General features: G+C 39.2%; 13 protein-coding genes and 1 tRNA gene. 12 read left to right on the forward strand and 2 right to left on the reverse strand.

What is annotated here, in order from left to right; all coding sequences use genetic code 11:
* Positions 1 to 31: 31 nt before the first annotated feature.
* The 8 genes from rplT to pyk all read left to right on the forward strand — a co-directional run bounded on the left by rplT (position 32) and on the right by pyk (position 12,085).
* Positions 32 to 391: a 50S ribosomal protein L20 gene (gene rplT, locus ACORHT_RS03595; RefSeq protein WP_000124834.1), complete on the forward strand. Its 360-nt coding sequence runs from the start codon at positions 32 to 34 to the stop codon at positions 389 to 391.
* A 159-nt stretch (positions 392 to 550) separates the two neighbouring features.
* A complete protein-coding gene (locus tag ACORHT_RS03600) occupies positions 551 to 2,215 on the forward strand; it encodes an Hsp70 family protein (RefSeq protein WP_434350633.1) in 1,665 nt (554 codons plus the stop codon).
* A 12-nt stretch (positions 2,216 to 2,227) separates the two neighbouring features.
* Complete coding sequence (locus ACORHT_RS03605) at positions 2,228 to 4,783, forward strand: molecular chaperone DnaJ (RefSeq protein WP_434350634.1); 2,556 nt, start codon at positions 2,228 to 2,230, stop codon at positions 4,781 to 4,783.
* A 96-nt stretch (positions 4,784 to 4,879) separates the two neighbouring features.
* Positions 4,880 to 5,266, forward strand: coding sequence for a lactoylglutathione lyase (gloA, locus tag ACORHT_RS03610; protein WP_000157160.1), 387 nt, complete (start codon positions 4,880 to 4,882; stop codon positions 5,264 to 5,266).
* Between the two features lie 229 nt (positions 5,267 to 5,495).
* Entirely contained in the window at positions 5,496 to 6,206 is a 711-nt protein-coding gene (locus ACORHT_RS03615) for a B3/B4 domain-containing protein (protein ID WP_434350635.1), read from the forward strand.
* A gap of 117 nt (positions 6,207 to 6,323) precedes the next feature.
* Positions 6,324 to 9,425, forward strand: coding sequence for a DNA polymerase III subunit alpha (locus ACORHT_RS03620; RefSeq protein WP_434350636.1), 3,102 nt, complete (start codon positions 6,324 to 6,326; stop codon positions 9,423 to 9,425).
* Positions 9,426 to 9,506: 81 nt separating this feature from the next.
* Positions 9,507 to 10,514, forward strand: a complete 1,008-nt coding sequence (gene pfkA, locus ACORHT_RS03625) for a 6-phosphofructokinase (RefSeq protein ID WP_434350637.1) — start codon at positions 9,507 to 9,509, stop codon at positions 10,512 to 10,514.
* 65 nt (positions 10,515 to 10,579) lie between these two features.
* Positions 10,580 to 12,085: a pyruvate kinase gene (pyk, locus tag ACORHT_RS03630; RefSeq protein ID WP_434350638.1), complete on the forward strand. Its 1,506-nt coding sequence runs from the start codon at positions 10,580 to 10,582 to the stop codon at positions 12,083 to 12,085.
* Between the two features lie 536 nt (positions 12,086 to 12,621).
* Here pyk and ACORHT_RS03635 read toward each other — a convergent pair.
* Together ACORHT_RS03635 and ACORHT_RS03640 are read right to left on the reverse strand one after the other, a co-directional pair.
* Positions 12,622 to 12,694, reverse strand: a tRNA-Thr gene (locus ACORHT_RS03635).
* A gap of 119 nt (positions 12,695 to 12,813) precedes the next feature.
* Positions 12,814 to 13,563 carry a lysophospholipid acyltransferase family protein gene (locus ACORHT_RS03640; RefSeq protein ID WP_434350639.1) on the reverse strand — a complete coding sequence of 250 codons (750 nt, stop codon included), beginning with the start codon at positions 13,561 to 13,563 and terminating at the stop codon, positions 12,814 to 12,816.
* A gap of 132 nt (positions 13,564 to 13,695) precedes the next feature.
* Between ACORHT_RS03640 and ACORHT_RS03645 the strand changes: the two genes are divergently transcribed.
* The 4 genes from ACORHT_RS03645 (at position 13,696) to ACORHT_RS03660 (ending at position 18,715) form a co-directional block, all read left to right on the forward strand.
* Positions 13,696 to 16,032, forward strand: a complete 2,337-nt coding sequence (locus ACORHT_RS03645; protein WP_434350640.1) for a cation-translocating P-type ATPase — start codon at positions 13,696 to 13,698, stop codon at positions 16,030 to 16,032.
* 101 nt (positions 16,033 to 16,133) lie between these two features.
* Positions 16,134 to 16,811, forward strand: a complete 678-nt coding sequence (locus ACORHT_RS03650; RefSeq protein WP_434350641.1) for a tRNA (adenine(22)-N(1))-methyltransferase — start codon at positions 16,134 to 16,136, stop codon at positions 16,809 to 16,811.
* Positions 16,798 to 17,595 (forward strand): Nif3-like dinuclear metal center hexameric protein, encoded by a 798-nt coding sequence (locus tag ACORHT_RS03655; RefSeq protein ID WP_434350642.1) that lies wholly within the window; start codon positions 16,798 to 16,800, stop codon positions 17,593 to 17,595. Before ACORHT_RS03650 ends, ACORHT_RS03655 begins: the two co-directional genes overlap by 14 nt.
* A 16-nt stretch (positions 17,596 to 17,611) precedes the next feature.
* Entirely contained in the window at positions 17,612 to 18,715 is a 1,104-nt protein-coding gene (locus tag ACORHT_RS03660; protein WP_434350643.1) for an NAD(P)/FAD-dependent oxidoreductase, read from the forward strand.
* Positions 18,716 to 18,725: the final 10 nt, after the last annotated feature.

Consider the following 18,725-nt stretch of genomic DNA (forward strand, 5'->3'; position numbering starts at 1 on the left):
GAATTCTAGGAAATATTTGGAGGAAATATAAATGGCACGTGTTAAAGGTGGCGTTGTATCACGCAAACGTCGTAAACGTATTCTTAAATTAGCAAAAGGTTACTATGGAGCTAAACATATCTTGTTCCGTACTGCAAAAGAACAAGTAATGAACTCTTACTACTATGCATACCGTGACCGTCGTCAAAAGAAACGTGACTTCCGTAAATTGTGGATCACACGTATCAACGCGGCAGCTCGTATGAACGGACTTTCATACTCACAATTGATGCATGGTTTGAAATTGGCTGAGATCGAAGTTAACCGTAAAATGCTTGCTGACTTGGCTGTTAACGATGCAGCAGCTTTCACAGCTCTTGCAGATGCAGCTAAAGCAAAACTTGGTAAATAATTATTAAAAAGTTTCATTTCTACTCTAGTGGTTTAAGCTACAGGAGTGAAATGAAGCTTTTTTATTTTCATGGTATAAACAAGGAATACCATCTTTTGTTTAAGGAAATAGGACTTTTCCTGTATAATAGTAGTATGTTAAAAGATATGGAGTTAAAAAATGATTGTAGGTATTGATTTAGGAACGACTAACTCTTTGGTTGGCGTTTATCAAGATGGTCAAGTAAAACTGATACCAAATGCTTTTGGTGATTTTTTAACGCCATCTGTTGTTGCCTTAGATGATAATAATGAAGTGATAGTTGGAAAGGTAGCAAAGGAACGTTTGATTACTCATCCAGATAAAACAATTGCTCAATTTAAACGTTTTATGGGAACCAGCCATAAAATCTTATTGGGAAATAGCACTTACACGGCTGAAGAATTAAGTTCCTTTATTATTCGTAAGTTGGTAGATGATGCAGAGACTTTTCTTGGTGAAAAAATTGATGAAGTGATTGTTAGTGTGCCAGCTTATTTTAATGATGCTCAACGTTATGCGACAAAACTAGCAGGAAAATTTGCAGGTATTAACATTGACCGCATTATTAATGAACCATCTGCAGCTGCTCTTGCTAAGAAATTAGAGAGTGAGATTGATGATGACTCTTTTATCGTGGTCGATTTTGGTGGTGGAACGCTGGATATCTCAGTAGTTGAGTTGTTTGATAATGTTGTTGAGATTGTTTCTATCGCAGGAGATAATCGCTTGGGTGGAGAAGATTTTACTGGCGCAATTGCTGAGGAATTCATGCATGTTAATCAATTAAAAAAGGAGTCTATTTCGAGAGAGTTCTATAGTAAAATCCTACTACAAGCTGAGAAAACAAAATTAGACTTAAATGAAAAAGAAGAAGCTCAAATGTCCGTCTTTGACCATAATAAAGAATATCGGCTAGACTTAAGCTATCAACGTTTTTATGAACTTTGTCATCCCTTACTAGTGCGCGTTAAGGCAGTTATGGATCGAGCCTTGATGGATGCTCGCAATAGTCAGGTTTCATCTGATAATTTTGTTTTCGTTGGAGGTACTTCAAAATTAAGATTGGTGCAAGATTTCCTATCATTCTGTATCAATCAAGGGGTTGAAGTATCAGGGGACCCTGATAAAATGATTGCACGAGGATGTGCCCTTCTTGCAGGAATCAAGGAGCGTCAGGGAGAAATACGTGACTTGTTACTGTCTGATATCTGCCCATTTACACTTGGCATTGAGATTGTTGGTGGTCATTTTTCACCGATTATAGAGCGTAATTCTACTTTACCTACTTCACGTGTTGAACAATATTACACATCAGAACTGGGACAAAGTCATGTGAAAGTACAGGTCTATCAAGGAGAGATGATGAAGGCATCTCAAAACTTGTTTCTGGGGGAACTTGATGTTCCAGTTCCTATCAATCATAAGGAACATGAAGGGCTCACTGTTCGTTTTACCTATGATCTGAATGGTATTTTAGATGTTGAAGTGAAGATAGATACAACACAGGAAGTTTTCAATCATGTCATCTTGCAAGAGAGTATTACTTTGACGGATCAAGAAATTAAGGAAAAACAAGACGCCTTGGCTCGTTATAAGATTAATGCTCAGGAAACAGAGGTCTATCGCTTCTTGATTGAGAAAGCCAACCGTCTCTACAGCATGATTTTAGGAGTAAAAAGGGAAGAACTGATGACAGCTACAAGGCAATTTGAGGAAGAAGTTAAACATTCCTCTATTCACCATCTTCCTAAGATCTATCAAGCATTCTCTAGTTACTTGGAACTTCTAGAGAGAGGATTATAGGAAGGCGATGGTATGAATATTTGGAAAATTTTAGGGATAGAGCCAACTCAAGATGTCAAGGTTATCAGGAGACGCTACGCTGAACTAGTTCGCTTATACCATCCAGAAGACCAACCGGAACTTTATCAAGAGATTGTTCAAGCTTACCAAGAAGCTTTAGCTTATGCACGATCTAGTAAAATTGGCCCAGAATATGATACAAGAACTGGTTTTGAACAGCATCAATGGCAGAGACAAGAGAAGTCAAATGAAACAAGAGTGAATTCACCCAACTTTGATACTTTTGAGTATGAAAAGGGATCACAACAGGAGCAAGAAGAATCAAGCTCGCTTGATTTTAGCGACTATAGGGATACTGCCTATTTAATTCGAACATCTATTGACAGTATATTAGGGAATGCTGACTATAGCTTTGAAGAACAAGAAAATATGTGGCAGCAGTTCTTTTACCATTACCGCTATAGCATGAATATTGTAAAAGCGGTCCTCGAAGAAATGGATGTCTATATTTTCAATCGATATGAACATTTTGCTATCTTACTTCCTCTCCTAGAAGAATATATGATCGATTATCGAGACTGGGGCTACTATTATAAGCTCAAGTATTGGCAAAATCGAAGGGCTATTGCCAAAGAAAATGGCAGTCCTATGGAAACTGCAAAAAAGGAAACTGATCAATTTTACGATTCTTATCTTTGGTGTCAAGATATTTTGAATGATTGTCAAAAAGCAAATCAAATCAGAACTTGGATAGATTACTTTAAACACCCTTATGTTTCTGGCATGGTCCTCTTTCAAGTGAATCGAAAATGCCAAATAATCGAGAGTATTCCAGTTTTAGGCTACATTCTTGAGAAGATCAAGCAAAATTTAGATGAAGTGGATGAAGATTCCTACGAAGAATTAGTAGCTTACGTTGAGGTATTAAAAGAGGAATCGAATGAAAAGGTTGATTTACAACAATTCTCTCTCGAAGATTCTGAAGAGGTTGAGCTAGCCTTTTATCATCTCCTCTATGCTTACTATTCTGATGAATATAGCCTTTTACGAGCTTGGCAAACCCTATTTGAGCAGGTAGAGGACAAATCCATATTACTTGCTTTATTAGAAAAGATTGATGTCTATCCTCTAACAAATACTAAAGTTTTGTCTCTGATTCTTACATTTGTAGAGAACTACAGTACTGAAAAAGATAGTTTCTATTTGAAGAAACTGCAATTCTGGAAAATTGTTCAATCTTATCCTGCTCTAGTACAGGAATTTGAACTGAATAAAAAAGAGAATTTTGAGTACTGGTATCATGAGGGCTATCTACTTGTAGAAAGGATAACAAGTAGTGATGATCTCATCAATGACTGGGATAAGTGGAAGGAATATCTTAAAGCCAAACCTCGAATAATAACGGTCTTTTTGGAACAGTTGTATAGGGAGTATCATCGCTTCAAAGATGGACAACTCTTGAGGTATGTTCTTGGAGTATTTCCTACATCAAAAATATCCCCTCAGATCATGACAGAGGAAACCGATCAAAAACTAGAAGAGATGACTGCTTATGCCTACGAACTCTGTTATCCCAAGTCAATAGTACCTTTTATGATTTGGAAAAAGGGACTATCTGCAATGAACAAGCACCTTTTGGCTATCTTTGGGCTTCTGACCATTTTTAGTCTGATACAAAGTTTCAATGAAAAAGCTGGTTCTAATACCTGGGTCTATATTGGTATGCTATCACTTTTTTACTTCTTTTTATTGAAGAAGCAACAAAGATTTATCGAAGCAGGGTTGATTACAAGATGGATAAAACCAAAATTGTACTACAACTTAACTTTGTGGGTTCTAGGAATTTTGTCTCTTATCTTTTTCCTCCCTTCATTACCTCTTGGATTAATAGCAGCTCTATGTTTCATTACTCTTTTTACTTTCATTGATAATCTAAAAGTGGATAGTAAAATTATTTGGGATTATCCTGTCGATAAAATCCATTCTGTTGGTTTTTTGCTGACTACTGGATTCATAACAACCTTAATATTGCATAACGAATTCGTTATTGCTGTGTTGTTCATATATTTCTTTCTATTTATGCTTGTTTTTTTCCTCTTCTTATATAAATTCATAGATTTCAGTGCACCTGCTTCTGCGAAGGAAGTCGGTATTAAGGAAGTTGGGATCCCTTGTTTTTTGAGTTTGCAATTGTTTCGTTTAGTACCATATTTTAAAAATCGAGTGAACTTGTTTAGTCCAATTATAATGAGTAAAGAAACATTTTCCTTAAGCTTATTACTATTTATAAATGCAATTGCCTTGTCTTACTTTACAAGAGAGAGGCGCTCGACTTTAGCTGTTAAAAAAATCTTTATGATTTATAGCTTACAACTCTTCATTTTCTTAAGACGTCTTTATAGAATTTTCTTTGGGCCGGCGTTAGAGCTACTTAGCAAACAAATTGAACCAGATATTCTTTTACAGAACAGTGAGTTTGCCTTCTTCTTTCTAGAAGTACTGTTTATCCTCTTGTTGATAGTCCTTGTACGAAATATTCGTAAGGAAAATGGTGAAGGTATTTACTGAAACTGAAGCATTGAGTAAGGATCTATGGTTCAATTTCCTAGTAAATTTTCCTAAATAAGAGTATAATAGAATTATTAAAATGAAAGAGGTAATGAAATGGCTTCTAAAATGCTACACACTTGCTTGCGAGTTGAAAATCTTGAAAAATCAATCGCTTTTTATCAGGATGCTTTTGGTTTTAAAGAATTACGTCGTAGAGACTTTCCAGACTATGCTTTCACTATTGTTTATCTTGGACTTGAAGGTGATGATTATGAGTTAGAGTTGACCTACAACTATGATCACGGACCTTATGTTGTCGGTGACGGTTTTGCTCACATCGCCCTAAGCACACCTGATCTTGAGGCTCTTCACAAAGAACATAGCGACAAAGGCTATGAAGTGACAGCGCCTAATGGACTTCCAGGGACTCAACCAAACTATTACTTTATCAAAGATCCAGATGGATACAAGGTAGAAGTGATTCGTGAGAATTCATTATAGTTCGTGAGAGTGGGACAGAAATCGGTAATTCGTTAGAATTCGATTTCGTCGTCCCACCTCCGCAAAGTTGAGTAGGGCTGTAAAAGCTGATGAAATCAGCGTAGTAGAACCCACTCAACCACTGCGTCTTGCTCGAAAATCCAAAGATAATTGAGAGGCTAGGACTTTTGTCCCAGCCTCTTTTTTAGAATTTGTGGTAGAATGAAAGAAAAAGAATGGAGGCAAGGTCATGAAAGTTCATGTAAAAGATGATTTTTGGCAACTATTTCCAGATGCTCAAATCTCTGTATTGGTGGTAAAAGGTCTCAACAATACTATTGATGAGAGTGAGGATCCATATTTTAAAGCTTTATTAGATGAAGGAATAAAAAAAGCCCAGACTTTTATACCAGATGAAAATTTCACTCAGAATGAAGTGATTCAAGAATGGCGTCAGGCATTCACTAAATTCAAAACTAAAAAAGGTGCTCGTTCTTCTATTGAAGCCTTATTAAAGCGTGTGAGTCAAGGAAGAGAATTTAATCCAATAAATCCTTTGGTAGATATCTATAATAGCGTCTCACTTTCTTACGCTGTTCCTTGTGGGGGAGAGGATTTAGCTAAGATTGTTGGTGACTTATGTCTTGGGAGAGCTCAAGGGAATGAATCCTTCTTTCCACTAGGGGCTGAAAGTGATGCTCCTGCCTTAGCTGATGAAATGATTTATTTTGATGAACAAGGTGCGGTTTGTCGGTGTTTAAACTGGCGTGAAGCCCAAAGAACTATGTTAACAGAAGAAACCAAAGATGCTGTTTTAGTCATTGAAGCTATCAATGAAGAACAGGCATCAAGAGCTAGGGAAGCAATGCTAGAATTACATACTAAAATTGAGGAATATTTCGGTGTTAGTGGCAAGATCAGTCACTTGACAGTTACAAATCCTATCTTGGAAATAGAATGATAAGTGAGAATCACAGTTAATTCAGCTGTGGTTCTTTTTTCTACAAGGGAAGAAAGAAATTGTTTTTCTATTTTCTAAAATGGTATAATATAAGTAGAAAAAGGGAGGTGATAGCGAGTGATTGCACAACTTGATACTAAAACGGTTTATAGTTTTATGGAGAGTATGATTTCCATTCAGAAGTATGTTGACCAAGGGAAAGCTTACGGCTACTCAGCACTTGGAATCATGGATGTTGACAATCTCTATGGAGCCTATTATTTTATCAAAGAGTGCCAAAAGCAAGGGATCCAGCCCTTATTAGGTCTTGAGATGACAGTTCATCATAAGGAGGAACTCCTCAACCTTCGATTTTTAGCCTTGTCAAATCGTGGTTATCGAAATCTCATGAAGCTTTCGAGTCAAAAAATGACAGGTAAAAAGGAATGGACTGATTTTTCTCCCTATCTAGAAGATGTTTGTGTTATTGTTCCCTATTTCCATGAAATAGCTCACTTAGATTTGGGACATGATTATTATATCGGAGTGTATCCAGATACAGCTCAGTCGAATTTTTCTCGACCAATTCTCCCTCTTTATCGTGTTAATTCTTTCGAACCTGAGGATTTAGAAATGCTTCAAATGCTCAAGGCGATTAAGGAAAATGTGACCTTGCGAGAGGTAGATGTTCAAGAGCAACAAGGCTTGTTTTTACCTGCTGACCGTCTAGAACAGATTTTTGTAGAGAAGTTTCCGCAAGCTATAGAAAATCTTTCTGGACTGATTGGAGCAACTACTTATGAGATTGATAGTAGTCTCAAGCTTCCACGCTTCAATCCAGAGAGACCAGCTGTTGAAGAGTTGCGCGAAAGAGCTATTGAGGGCTTGGAACTGAAAGGCTTACTAGATTCAGTTTATCAGGCTCGTTTAGAAGAAGAGCTATCTGTGATTCATGACATGGGATTCGATGACTATTTCTTGGTTGTCTGGGACCTCTTACGTTTTGGTCGTTCTCAAGGATATTATATGGGTATGGGGCGTGGATCTGCAGTTGGAAGTCTAGTGGCCTATGCCTTAGATATCACTGGTATTGATCCTGTAGCTAAAAATCTCATCTTTGAACGCTTTTTGAATCGTGAACGTTATACCATGCCCGATATCGATATTGATATTCCTGATATCTATCGTCCTGAATTTATCCGCTATGTTCGTGACCGCTATGGCAGTATTCACGCTGCTCAGATTGTCACCTACTCAACCTTTGGTGCTAAACAGGCCGTCCGAGATGTTTTTAAAAGGTATGGTGTAGCTGAGTATGAATTAACGGCTATTACCAAAAAAATCGGTTTCAAAGATACCTTAACAAGTGCCTATGAAGGGAATCTAGGCTTTAGACAACTGATTCAAGGTAAGATTGAGTACCAAAAGGCTTTTGAAATTGCCAAGAAAATAGAAGGAGCACCACGTCAAACCTCCATCCATGCTGCAGGTGTCGTGATTAGTGACAAAAATCTAACGGACTATATTCCTCTTAAGTATGGTGAGGATATGCTCATTACCCAGTATGATGCTCATGGAGTTGAAGGAAATGGCTTGCTCAAGATGGATTTCTTGGGCTTACGAAACCTCACCTTCGCTCAAAAAATGCAGGAGCTCTTATTTGAAACTCAAGGAATTCAGCTAAGGATTGAGGATATTGACCTTGAGGATAGGGAAACTTTGGCTCTTTTTGCAGCTGGGAAGACCAAGGGAATCTTTCAGTTTGAACAACCTGGTGCTATTCGCTTATTAAAGCGCGTGAAGCCTGAAAGCTTTGAAGAAGTAGTGGCAACGACTTCTCTTAACAGACCTGGAGCAAGCGACTATATCGACAACTTTGTTGCTAGAAAACATGGCAAAGAAAAGGTGACAGTTCTTGATCCTGTGCTAGAAGATATTTTAGCTCCTACCTATGGTATCATGCTCTATCAAGAGCAGGTGATGCAAGTAGCCCAACGCTACGCTGGCTTTAGTCTTGGAAAGGCCGATATTTTACGTCGGGCTATGGGGAAAAAGAATGCTGCGGAAATGCATCAAATGCAAGAGAGCTTCATTCAAGGTGCCCTTGAAAAAGGCCACGGAGCAGAGCAGGCTCAGCAGGTTTTTGCTGTCATGGAAAAATTTGCTGGTTATGGTTTTAACCGTTCCCATGCCTATGCTTATGCAGCTTTAGCCTTTCAGCTTGCCTACTTTAAGACACATTATCCAGCAATCTTCTATCAAGTAATGCTCAATTATGCAAGTGGAGACTATATCCTCGATGCTCTTGAGATGGGCTTTGAACTTGCGCCCACATCTATCAATACGGTACCTTTTCAGGACAAGCTGGCAGAAAAAACAGTTCATATGGGCTTAAAGAGTATCAAGGGAATGCCTCGTGATTTTGCCTATTGGATCTTAGACAATCGTCCTTTTACAAGTATTGAAGATTTTGTCACACGCTTACCTAAAAATTATCAGAAATTAAGTCTATTGACACCTCTGGTCGAGATTGGTTTATTTGATAGTTTTGAAAAAAATCGCCAAAAAATCTTATCCAACTTACCTACTCTGTTCATTTTTGTGGAAGAACTAGGAAGTTTATTTGCTGATAGTAGTTACAATTGGATTGAGACTGAAGATTTTACAGAAGTTGAGAAGTTCCGTAAGGAGCAGGAGTGGCTAGGAGTTGGAATCAGTCAGCATCCTTTGGTACAGTTATCTAAGAATCCTTTATACCCCATCACAAGCTTAAGAGACCTATCTGAAGGACAAGCGACTACTGTTCTTGTTGAGATCCAATCTATTCGTGTCATTCGGACAAAAAAAGGTGAAAATATGGCCTTCTTACAAGTCAGTGATAGTAAGACTAAGTTAGAAGTTACAGTATTTGCAGATCGATACCGGCAATTCAAAGATTTCCTACACGAAGGAAGCTTCTACTATCTAAATGGAAAAGTTCAGGCTAGAGATGGTCGTCTTCAACTAATCTTAAATAGTCTCAAAGAAGCAGTGAGTGAGCGTTTTTGGATTCAAGTTCCCAATCATGACCACGATTCTGAAATTTATCATATTTTAGATCAGTACAAGGGACAAATTCCTGTCATCATTCGTTATGAAAATGAACAAAAAAATATTCTTTTGCCTGGTTATTTAGTTGCAAAAGACGCTGGCTTACAAGAATCTTTAAAACAGATTGTCATGAAAACGATTTATCGTTAAAAATCAATGAAAATAAAAGAATTTTAACTTTAAATATGGTATAATCAGTAGGAATGTTAAAAGAAAAAGGAGCAAAACCAAATGAAACGTATTGCTGTTTTGACTAGTGGTGGGGACGCCCCTGGTATGAATGCTGCCATTCGTGCAGTTGTTCGTCAAGCAATCTCAGAAGGAATGGAAGTTTTTGGTATCTATGATGGATACGCTGGTATGGTTGCTGGTGAAATTTATCCACTTGATGCTGCTTCAGTAGGAGACATCATTTCACGTGGTGGTACTTTCCTTCACTCAGCTCGTTACCCTGAGTTTGCAAAACTCGAAGGTCAACTTAAAGGGATTGAGCAATTGAAAAAACACGGTATCGAAGGTGTCGTGGTTATCGGTGGTGACGGTTCTTATCATGGAGCTATGCGCCTGACTGAGCATGGATTCCCTGCTATTGGACTTCCTGGAACAATCGATAACGATATCGTAGGTACTGACTTTACAATCGGATTTGACACTGCAGTAACAACTGCAATGGATGCAATCGATAAGATTCGTGATACATCATCAAGTCACCGTCGTACTTTCGTTGTTGAAGTAATGGGACGTAACGCAGGTGATATCGCTCTTTGGGCAGGTATTGCAACAGGTGCTGACGAAATCATCATCCCTGAAGAAGGCTTCAAATTTGAAGATATCGTAGCAAGCATCAAAGCTGGATATGAACACGGTAAAAAACACAACATTATCGTTTTAGCAGAAGGTGTCATGTCAGCAGCTGAATTTGGTCAAAAACTAAAAGAAGCTGGAGATACAAGCGATCTTCGTGTCACAGAACTTGGTCACATCCAACGTGGTGGTTCACCAACTGCTCGTGACCGTGTATTGGCATCTCGTATGGGCGCACACGCTGTTAAACTCCTTAAACAAGGAATCGGTGGTGTTGCTGTCGGTATTCGTAATGAGAAAATGGTTGAAAATCCAATTCTTGGAACTGCAGAAGAAGGAGCTTTATTTAGCCTAACAGCTGATGGTAAGATCGTTGTTAACAACCCTCACAAAGCTGATATTGAACTTTCTGCTTTAAACAAGAGCTTGTCTTAATCAACTTTAACTAAACTGGTAAAATGACCATAAAAGGTCGAATTATATAAAGGAGTCACAAAATCATGAACAAACGTGTAAAAATCGTTGCAACATTGGGTCCAGCGGTAGAAATCCGTGGTGGTAAGAAATACGGTGAAGATGGATACTGGAGTGGTAAACTTGATGTTGAAGAATCAGCACAAAATATCGCTAAATTGATCGAAGCTGGAGCTAACACTTTCCGCTTCAACTTCTCACACGGTGACCACCAAGAACAAGGTGACCGTATGGCTACTGTTAAACTTGCAGAAAAAATTGCAGGTAAAAAAGTTGGTTTCCTTCTTGATACAAAAGGTCCAGAAATCCGTACAGAATTGTTCGAAGGCGACGCTAAAGAATATTCTTACGTAACTGGTGAAAAAATCCGTGTTGCTACTAAACAAGGTATCCAATCAACTCGTGAAGTTATTGCCTTGAACGTAGCTGGTGGTCTTGACATCTATGATGATGTTGAAGTTGGACGCCAAGTATTGATTGACGATGGTAAACTTGGTCTTCGTGTTATCGAAAAAGACGATGCAGCTCGCGAATTTGTCGTAGAAGTTGAAAACGATGGTATCATCGCTAAACAAAAAGGTGTGAACATCCCTAACACTAAAATTCCTTTCCCAGCACTTGCTGAACGTGATAACGACGATATCCGCTTCGGTCTTGAGCAAGGAATCAACTTCATCGCGATTTCATTCGTACGTACTGCAAAAGACGTTAACGAAGTTCGTGCAATCTGTGAAGAAACTGGAAATGGACATGTTCAATTGTTCGCTAAAATCGAAAACCAACAAGGTATCGACAACTTGGATGAAATCATCGAAGCTGCTGACGGTATCATGATCGCTCGTGGTGACATGGGTATCGAAGTACCATTTGAAATGGTTCCAGTTTACCAAAAAATGATCATTACTAAAGTAAATGCAGCTGGTAAAGTTGTTATCACTGCAACAAACATGCTTGAAACAATGACTGAAAAACCACGTGCAACTCGTTCAGAAGTATCAGACGTATTTAACGCTGTTATCGACGGAACTGACGCTACAATGCTTTCAGGTGAGTCTGCGAATGGTAAATACCCACTTGAGTCAGTTACAACAATGGCTACAATTGATAAGAATGCTCAAACTCTTCTTAACGAATACGGACGTTTGAACTCAGATTCATTTGAACGTAACTCTAAGACAGAAGTTATGGCTTCAGCAGTTAAAGATGCTACAAACTCAATGGACATTAAATTGGTTGTAACTCTTACTAAGACTGGTCACACAGCACGTTTGATCTCTAAATACCGTCCAAATGCTGATATCTTGGCATTGACATTTGACGAATTGACAGAACGTGGATTGATGTTGAACTGGGGTGTTATCCCAATGTTGACAGATGCTCCATCATCAACTGACGACATGTTCGAAATCGCAGAACGTAAAGCAGTTGAAGCAGGTCTTGTACAATCTGGTGACGATATCGTTATCGTTGCAGGTGTACCACTTGGTGAAGCTGTTCGTACAAACACAATGCGTATCCGTACTGTACGTTAATCTAATATTAAAAAGAGCCTATCATATCAAGCTTCATCACTTGTATGATAGGTCTTTTTTGTATCAGAGGGGCAAAACTTTTTTTCCTATTTGATGATATTGAATCTAAAAGATCTAAAACTGCATTCTCCATGTTTTTAGTCATGTGAGTGGAGCTTTCATTGGTCACTTTAGTATCTTAATGGCTAATCTTAGCAAGGATTGTTTTTAAAGAAAAGTTGTTACAATAAAAAGCCTATAAGCATATAACTGAGTGAAGTTATAGATGTTTATTGTCGGAAGGAAAAGACAAAAGATGCGACCTAGTAGGACTCAGCAAAATAAAAAAAGCTCTCTGGTAAAACCAGAAAGCCTGAGAGGCATCTCCATGTGAGAAATCGGTTCACACAATTTCTCAAGGTCCGCTCCTGCGTTATGACCTCCTATGCTCAATAGTAGCTCTCGCTACATATCGACTCATCGCATCGTCTATTCTACTATAAGGTCCATAAAATGTCAAGAAAAAATCAGCTCCCTATTAAGGAACTGATCAACAATGCTAATTGCCGGGATCGAACCGGCGACCTCATCCTTACCATGGATGCGCTCTGCCTACTGAGCTAAATCAGCTTACTTAAAAAGTATACTATAGTTTCAAATCTTTGTCAATAAGTTATTTTCTTTAAAAAATAATCGGATTTCCGCTCAAAAAAAGGCTTAAGGAGATAGCTCCTAAGCCACTGTTTCTTTTATCCTAATTTTTCTTTTATTTTGTCTGGTTTCCAGATAAAGCTTGCGATAAAGCTAAAAATGATGGTGATGACAGCTACGATAATAGCTAGAATAAGGGCAGGGATACGGATAAACCACCAAAGTGGATTTGGTTTCTTATCATTGTGCCATTGTTTCGTTTCCTCATCTAAACGTTGGAATTCAGATTGGATGCGGTCTGCAACCATCTCAATACCTTCATCATTCTTTTTTTTGATGTCAGAAATATCAATAGGATTTCCAAAGTTCATGTCGACACGTTCACGACTAATGAGCCCTTTTAAAGTCATCGGACCAGTGTAGGTAACTGGCATGATACGTACTTTGGCCATTTTAGCGATGAGAGCAACACCACCTTTAACATCGTTGGAATGACGACTGCCACTTGGGAACATGATGAGAGAGCGGTCGCTCTTTTTAAGAACATTGATAGGGTATTTGATAGCAGAAGCGCTAGGATTTTCACGATCGATTGGAAAGGCACCGCACATGCGAATCCACCAGCCAAAGATACGGTTGGTAAAGAGTTCCTTTTTAGCCATAAATACAAATTGCTTCGGTTTGGTAGCGAAGGCCATATAGACTGGATCCCACCAGGTACGATGGGGGGCAACGAGGATATAGTTTTCATCTTGACTCGGAATTTTATCAGTATTATGATAGTGAGCATTACCGTTGATAGACCATAGGATCAAGACAACAAGCCCACGTAGATAAGTATAAAACATGGTGTCTCCTTCAGTTTTCTTTCTTTTATTATACCTTATCATACTAGTACAGGCAAATGTTTTTTTGTATAGGCTGAACAGCTCTTTATATGAAATTAGAAATATTCAAAAAAAAATGATATGATAGAATTTATGGATAAAAATAAAATGATGGGCTTAAGCCAATCAGAAGTAAAAGAACGTCAGAAACAGGGACAGGTCAATGATTTCCAAGCTTCAGCTAGTACTAGTACATGGCAGATTGTGAAGAGAAATGTCTTTACTTTATTCAATGCTTTAAACTTTGCCATTGCCCTAGCGCTCGCCTTTGTTCAAGCTTGGAGCAATCTAGTTTTCTTTGCGGTTATCTGCTTTAATGCTTTTTCAGGGATTGTAACCGAGCTACGTGCCAAACATATGGTTGATAAGCTCAATCTCTTGAATAAAGAAAAGATTATCACTATTCGTGATGGACAAGAGATAGCTTTGGACCCTGAAGAACTTGTTTTAGACGATGTTATTTGCTTGTCAGCAGGGGATCAGATTCCAAGTGATGCCATTGTATTAGAAGGTTTTTCAGAAGTCAATGAAGCTATGTTAACGGGTGAGAGCGACTTGGTCCAAAAAGAAGTAGAAGACTTAATGTTGTCGGGTAGCTTTCTTGCAAGTGGTTCTGTCCTCGCTCAGGTACATCATGTTGGGGCGGATAACTATGCTGCTAAACTCATGCTTGAAGCTAAGACAGTGAAGCCAATTAATTCTCGTATCATGAAATCGCTAGACCAGTTAGCCGGCTTTACTGGGAAAATTATCATTCCTTTTGGTATTGCTCTCTTGCTTGAAGCCTTGGTCTTAAAAGGTCTGCCACTGAAGTCTTCTGTAGTCAATTCATCTACAGCTCTTTTAGGAATGTTGCCTAAGGGAATCGCCCTTTTGACCATCACCTCTCTCTTAACTGCTGTTATCAAGCTTGGGTTGAAAAAGGTTTTGGTGCAGGAGATGTATTCTGTTGAGACCTTGGCGCGCGTAGATATGCTCTGCTTGGATAAGACAGGTACCATCACCCAAGGGAAGATGCAGGTTGAGACTGTCCTTCCTCTTACGCAAGCTTACGACAAAGATGCCATTGCCAAAATACTAACTAGCTATATGGCACACAGTGAGGATAAAAATCCAACTGCTCAAGCTATTCGAAAGCGTTTTGTGGGAGAGGTAGCTTATCCGATGATTTCAAGCCTTCCATTTTCAAGTGATCGAAAATGGGGAGCAATGGAGTTGGAAGGTCTAGGAACTGTTTTCCTAGGCGCACCGGAGATGTTGTTGGATGCTGAAGTTACTGAAGCTAGAGAAGCTCTTGAACGAGGATCTCGTGTCTTGGTGTTAGCGCTCAGTCAAGAAAAACTTGACCATCACAAGCCACAAAAGCCATCTGATATTCAGGCTTTGGCTTTGCTTGAGATTCTAGATCCGATTCGAGAAGGTGCTGCTGAGACGCTAGACTATCTTCGTTCTCAGGAAGTGGGATTGAAAATTATCTCTGGTGATAATCCAGTCACTGTTTCAAGTATTGCTCAAAAAGCAGGTTTTGCAGACTATCAGAGCTATGTAGATTGTTCGAAAATTAATGATGAAGAATTGATAGCCATGGCTGAGGAAACAGCCATTTTCGGACGTGTCTCGCCTCATCAAAAGAAACTGATTATCCAAACTCTGAAAAAAGCAGGACATACTACAGCAATGACAGGAGATGGTGTCAATGATATTCTAGCTCTCCGTGAGGCAGACTGTTCCATTGTTATGGCTGAAGGAGACCCAGCAACTCGTCAGATTGCAAATCTGGTCCTCTTGAATTCAGATTTCAATGATGTTCCTGAGATTCTCTTTGAAGGTCGTCGTGTGGTGAATAACATTGCCCACATCGCCCCGATTTTCTTGATAAAGACCATCTATTCTTTCTTGCTCGCAGTTATCTGTATCGTCAGTGCTTTACTAGGTCGGTCTGAGTGGATCTTGATTTTCCCCTTCATTCCAATCCAGATTACCATGATTGATCAGTTCGTGGAAGGTTTCCCACCATTCGTTCTGACTTTTGAGCGAAATATCAAACCTGTTGAGCCAAATTTCCTCAGAAGATCCATGCTTCGTGCTCTACCAAGTGCTCTCATGGTTGTGTTCAGCGTTCTTTTTGTGAAAATATTTGGAACCAGTCAAGGTTGGACAGCCATTGAAATTTCGACACTTTTGTATTATCTATTGGCATCGATTGGTTTCATGTCTGTAGTTAGAGCTTGCTTGCCATTTAGCCTGTGGCGTGTGCTATTGATTATTTGGTCAGTTGGAGGTTTCCTTGGAACAGCTCTATTCCCAAGAATCCAAAAATTGCTTGAAATTTCAACACTTACAGGTCAAACATTGCCTATCTATGGCATTATGATGCTCGTCTTTATTGTGATTTTCATGCTGACAAGTCGTTATCAAGTTAAAAGATAAAGAAAGACTGCAATCGATGGTTGCGGTCTTTTTTAGGTGCAGGATTGCCAGATAAAATATGGTATAATAAAGGGAAATAGAGTTTTTGAAAGTGAGAGAAGATGATTTCAAAGAGATTAGAAACAGTAGCTTCTTTTGTTCCCCAAGGAGTTGTTTTGCTGGACGTCGGTAGCGACCATGCTTATTTACCTATTGAATTAGTTGAAAAAAGTCAGATTGAAGCTGCCATCGCGGGTGAAGTTGTAGAGGGGCCCTATCAATCTGCAGTTAGAAATGTTGAAAGTCATGGCTTGACTGAGAAAATTCAGGTTCGTTTAGCCAATGGTTTAGCAGCTTTCGAAGAAAGTGATCAGGTCTCTGTTATCACTATTGCAGGAATGGGTGGTCGTTTGATTGCTACAATATTAGAAGAGGGTTTGGAAAAACTAGCCAATGTTGAGCGATTGATTCTTCAACCTAATAATCGTGAAGATGAGTTACGCTCTTGGTTACAAGAGCATGGATTTCAGATTGTAGCTGAAAGTATTTTAGAGGAAGCTGGAAAATTTTACGAGATTCTAGTTGTGGAAGCTGGAGAAATGAAATTGTCAGCAAGTGACACCCGTTTTGGTCCTTTTCTATCTAAAGAACTTAGCCCCGTATTTATCCAAAAGTGGCAAAGAGAAGCAAGTAAGCTCGAATTTGCCCTTAGTCAAATCCCAGAAAAAAATCATGAAGAACGTCAGGTTCTAGTAGATAAAATTCAAGCCATCAAGGAGGTGCTCCATGAAAGCAAGTGAAGTGATTAAGCGTTATGAAACCTATTGCCCCCAAGAATTTTCTATGGAAGGCGATAGTCGTGGTTTGCAGATTGGTACCTTAGACAAAGAAATCCAAAAAGTCATGGTTGCCCTTGATATACGTGAAGATACAGTGGCAGAAGCTATTGAAAAGGGTGTAGATTTGATTATCGTTAAGCACGCGCCTATCTTCCGTCCGATAAAGGACTTGGTAGCTAGTCGCCCTCAAAATCAGATTTATATTGATCTTATCAAGCATGATATTGCAGTCTACGTTAGCCATACTAATATTGATATTGTTGAAAACGGCCTTAATGACTGGTTCTGTCAGCTATTGGATATTAAGGATACAACGTATCTACAGGAGACAGGTCCTGAACGTGGGATCGGACGTATTGGCAATATTAAACCTCAAACGTTTGAAGAATTTGCTAGTCATGTTAAGGAAGTATTTGGTCTAGATAGTCTTCGTATGGTGTATTATAAAGAGACTGATTTGCAAAAAACAATCTCAAGAGTAGCTATTTGTGGTGGCAGTGGGCAGTCTTTCTACTCTGATGCTTTAGCAAAAGGAGCTCATGTCTACATTACTGGTGACATCTATTACCACACTGCCCAAGATATGTTGTCAGACGGCTTGTTGGCTCTGGATCCAGGCCACTATATTGAAGTTCTCTTTGTTGAAAAAATTGCATCGTTCCTGAATGAATGGAAGGAAGAGAATGCTTGGTCTCTAGAGGTTATCGCAAGTCAAGCGTCCACCAATCCATTCCATCATATCTAGTTAGAAGGTAAAGACAATGAAAAAAGTTGCCATTGTAGGTGCAGGAATTGTAGGGGCCACAGCTGCCTACTATCTTTCTAAGGAAGCTGATATCGAAGTAACTGTTTTTGATTTTGGACACGGCCAAGCAACCAAGGCGGCAGCAGGAATTATCAGTCCCTGGTTTTCTAAACGTCGCAATAAAGCTTGGTATAGGATGGCGCGTTTGGGAGCGGATTTCTATGTGGATTTATTGAATGATTTACAAGAGTCTGGACAGGTAGTTGATTTTTACCAGAGTTCGGGAGTCTTTCTCTTGAAAAAGGATGAGTCTAAATTGGAAGAACTCTATGAACTAGCCTTGCAACGTAGAGATGAATCTCCCTTGATTGGAGAATTAGCCATTTTGGACCAAATTGCAGCAAATAACCTATTTCCAGGCTTAGAGGGATTTGAACGTTTACTCTATGCTTCTGGTGGAGCTCGAGTAGATGGACAACTCCTAGTGAGTCGCTTACTGGGAGCCAGTCAAGTGAAGATCATAAATAAAGAGGTCAGTCTAACCCCTCTATCATCGGGCTATCAGATAGACAATCAAATGTTTGACCAAGTCATCTTATCCACAGGAGCTTGGCTTGGCCACATCTTAGAGCCCTTAGGATATGAGGTAGATGTTCGTCCTCAAAAGGGGCAACTTAGAGATTATCAAGTGCCACAAGGCATGGGAGCTTACCCTGTAGTTATGCCGGAAGGTGAGTGGGATTTGATACCATTTCCCGGTGGTAAGTTATCTCTAGGAGCTACCCATGAAAATGATATGGGATTTGACCTAGCAGTTGATGAGAATTTGCTCCAACAAATGGCTGAAGCAGCAAGTTCGTTTTATCCTAGCTTAAAAGATGCAATGATAAGTGGTGAACGTGTGGGAATTCGTGCTTATACGAGTGATTTTTCGCCGTTTTTCGGACAAGTGCCAAACCTATCAGGAGTCTTTGCTGCGAGTGGATTAGGATCGTCAGGATTGACAACTGGACCCATTATAGGCTATCACCTAGCCCAAATGCTTGAGGGGAGAAGTGGAATATTGGATCCAACAGATTATCCGATTGCAAAGTATGTCCAACGAAAAGAAATTGAGTAAATGTTTTACT

The organism is Streptococcus sp. KHUD_014 (assembly GCF_051106275.1).
Classification (GTDB): domain Bacteria; phylum Bacillota; class Bacilli; order Lactobacillales; family Streptococcaceae; genus Streptococcus.

What these genes read in the sequence shown, in the direction of transcription:
- ACORHT_RS03650 (WP_434350641.1), top strand. Translation starts at nt 16,134, where the DNA reads ATGATTTCAAAGAGATTAGAAACAGTAGCTTCTTTTGTTCCCCAAGGA.
- pfkA (WP_434350637.1), top strand. Translation starts at nt 9,507, where the DNA reads ATGAAACGTATTGCTGTTTTGACTAGTGGTGGGGACGCCCCTGGTATG.
- ACORHT_RS03640 (WP_434350639.1), bottom strand. Translation starts at nt 13,563, where the DNA reads ATGTTTTATACTTATCTACGTGGGCTTGTTGTCTTGATCCTATGGTCT.
- gloA (WP_000157160.1), top strand. Translation starts at nt 4,880, where the DNA reads ATGGCTTCTAAAATGCTACACACTTGCTTGCGAGTTGAAAATCTTGAA.
- pyk (WP_434350638.1), top strand. Translation starts at nt 10,580, where the DNA reads ATGAACAAACGTGTAAAAATCGTTGCAACATTGGGTCCAGCGGTAGAA.
- ACORHT_RS03660 (WP_434350643.1), top strand. Translation starts at nt 17,612, where the DNA reads ATGAAAAAAGTTGCCATTGTAGGTGCAGGAATTGTAGGGGCCACAGCT.
- ACORHT_RS03615 (WP_434350635.1), top strand. Translation starts at nt 5,496, where the DNA reads ATGAAAGTTCATGTAAAAGATGATTTTTGGCAACTATTTCCAGATGCT.
- ACORHT_RS03645 (WP_434350640.1), top strand. Translation starts at nt 13,696, where the DNA reads ATGGATAAAAATAAAATGATGGGCTTAAGCCAATCAGAAGTAAAAGAA.
- ACORHT_RS03605 (WP_434350634.1), top strand. Translation starts at nt 2,228, where the DNA reads ATGAATATTTGGAAAATTTTAGGGATAGAGCCAACTCAAGATGTCAAG.
- ACORHT_RS03655 (WP_434350642.1), top strand. Translation starts at nt 16,798, where the DNA reads ATGAAAGCAAGTGAAGTGATTAAGCGTTATGAAACCTATTGCCCCCAA.
- ACORHT_RS03600 (WP_434350633.1), top strand. Translation starts at nt 551, where the DNA reads ATGATTGTAGGTATTGATTTAGGAACGACTAACTCTTTGGTTGGCGTT.
- rplT (WP_000124834.1), top strand. Translation starts at nt 32, where the DNA reads ATGGCACGTGTTAAAGGTGGCGTTGTATCACGCAAACGTCGTAAACGT.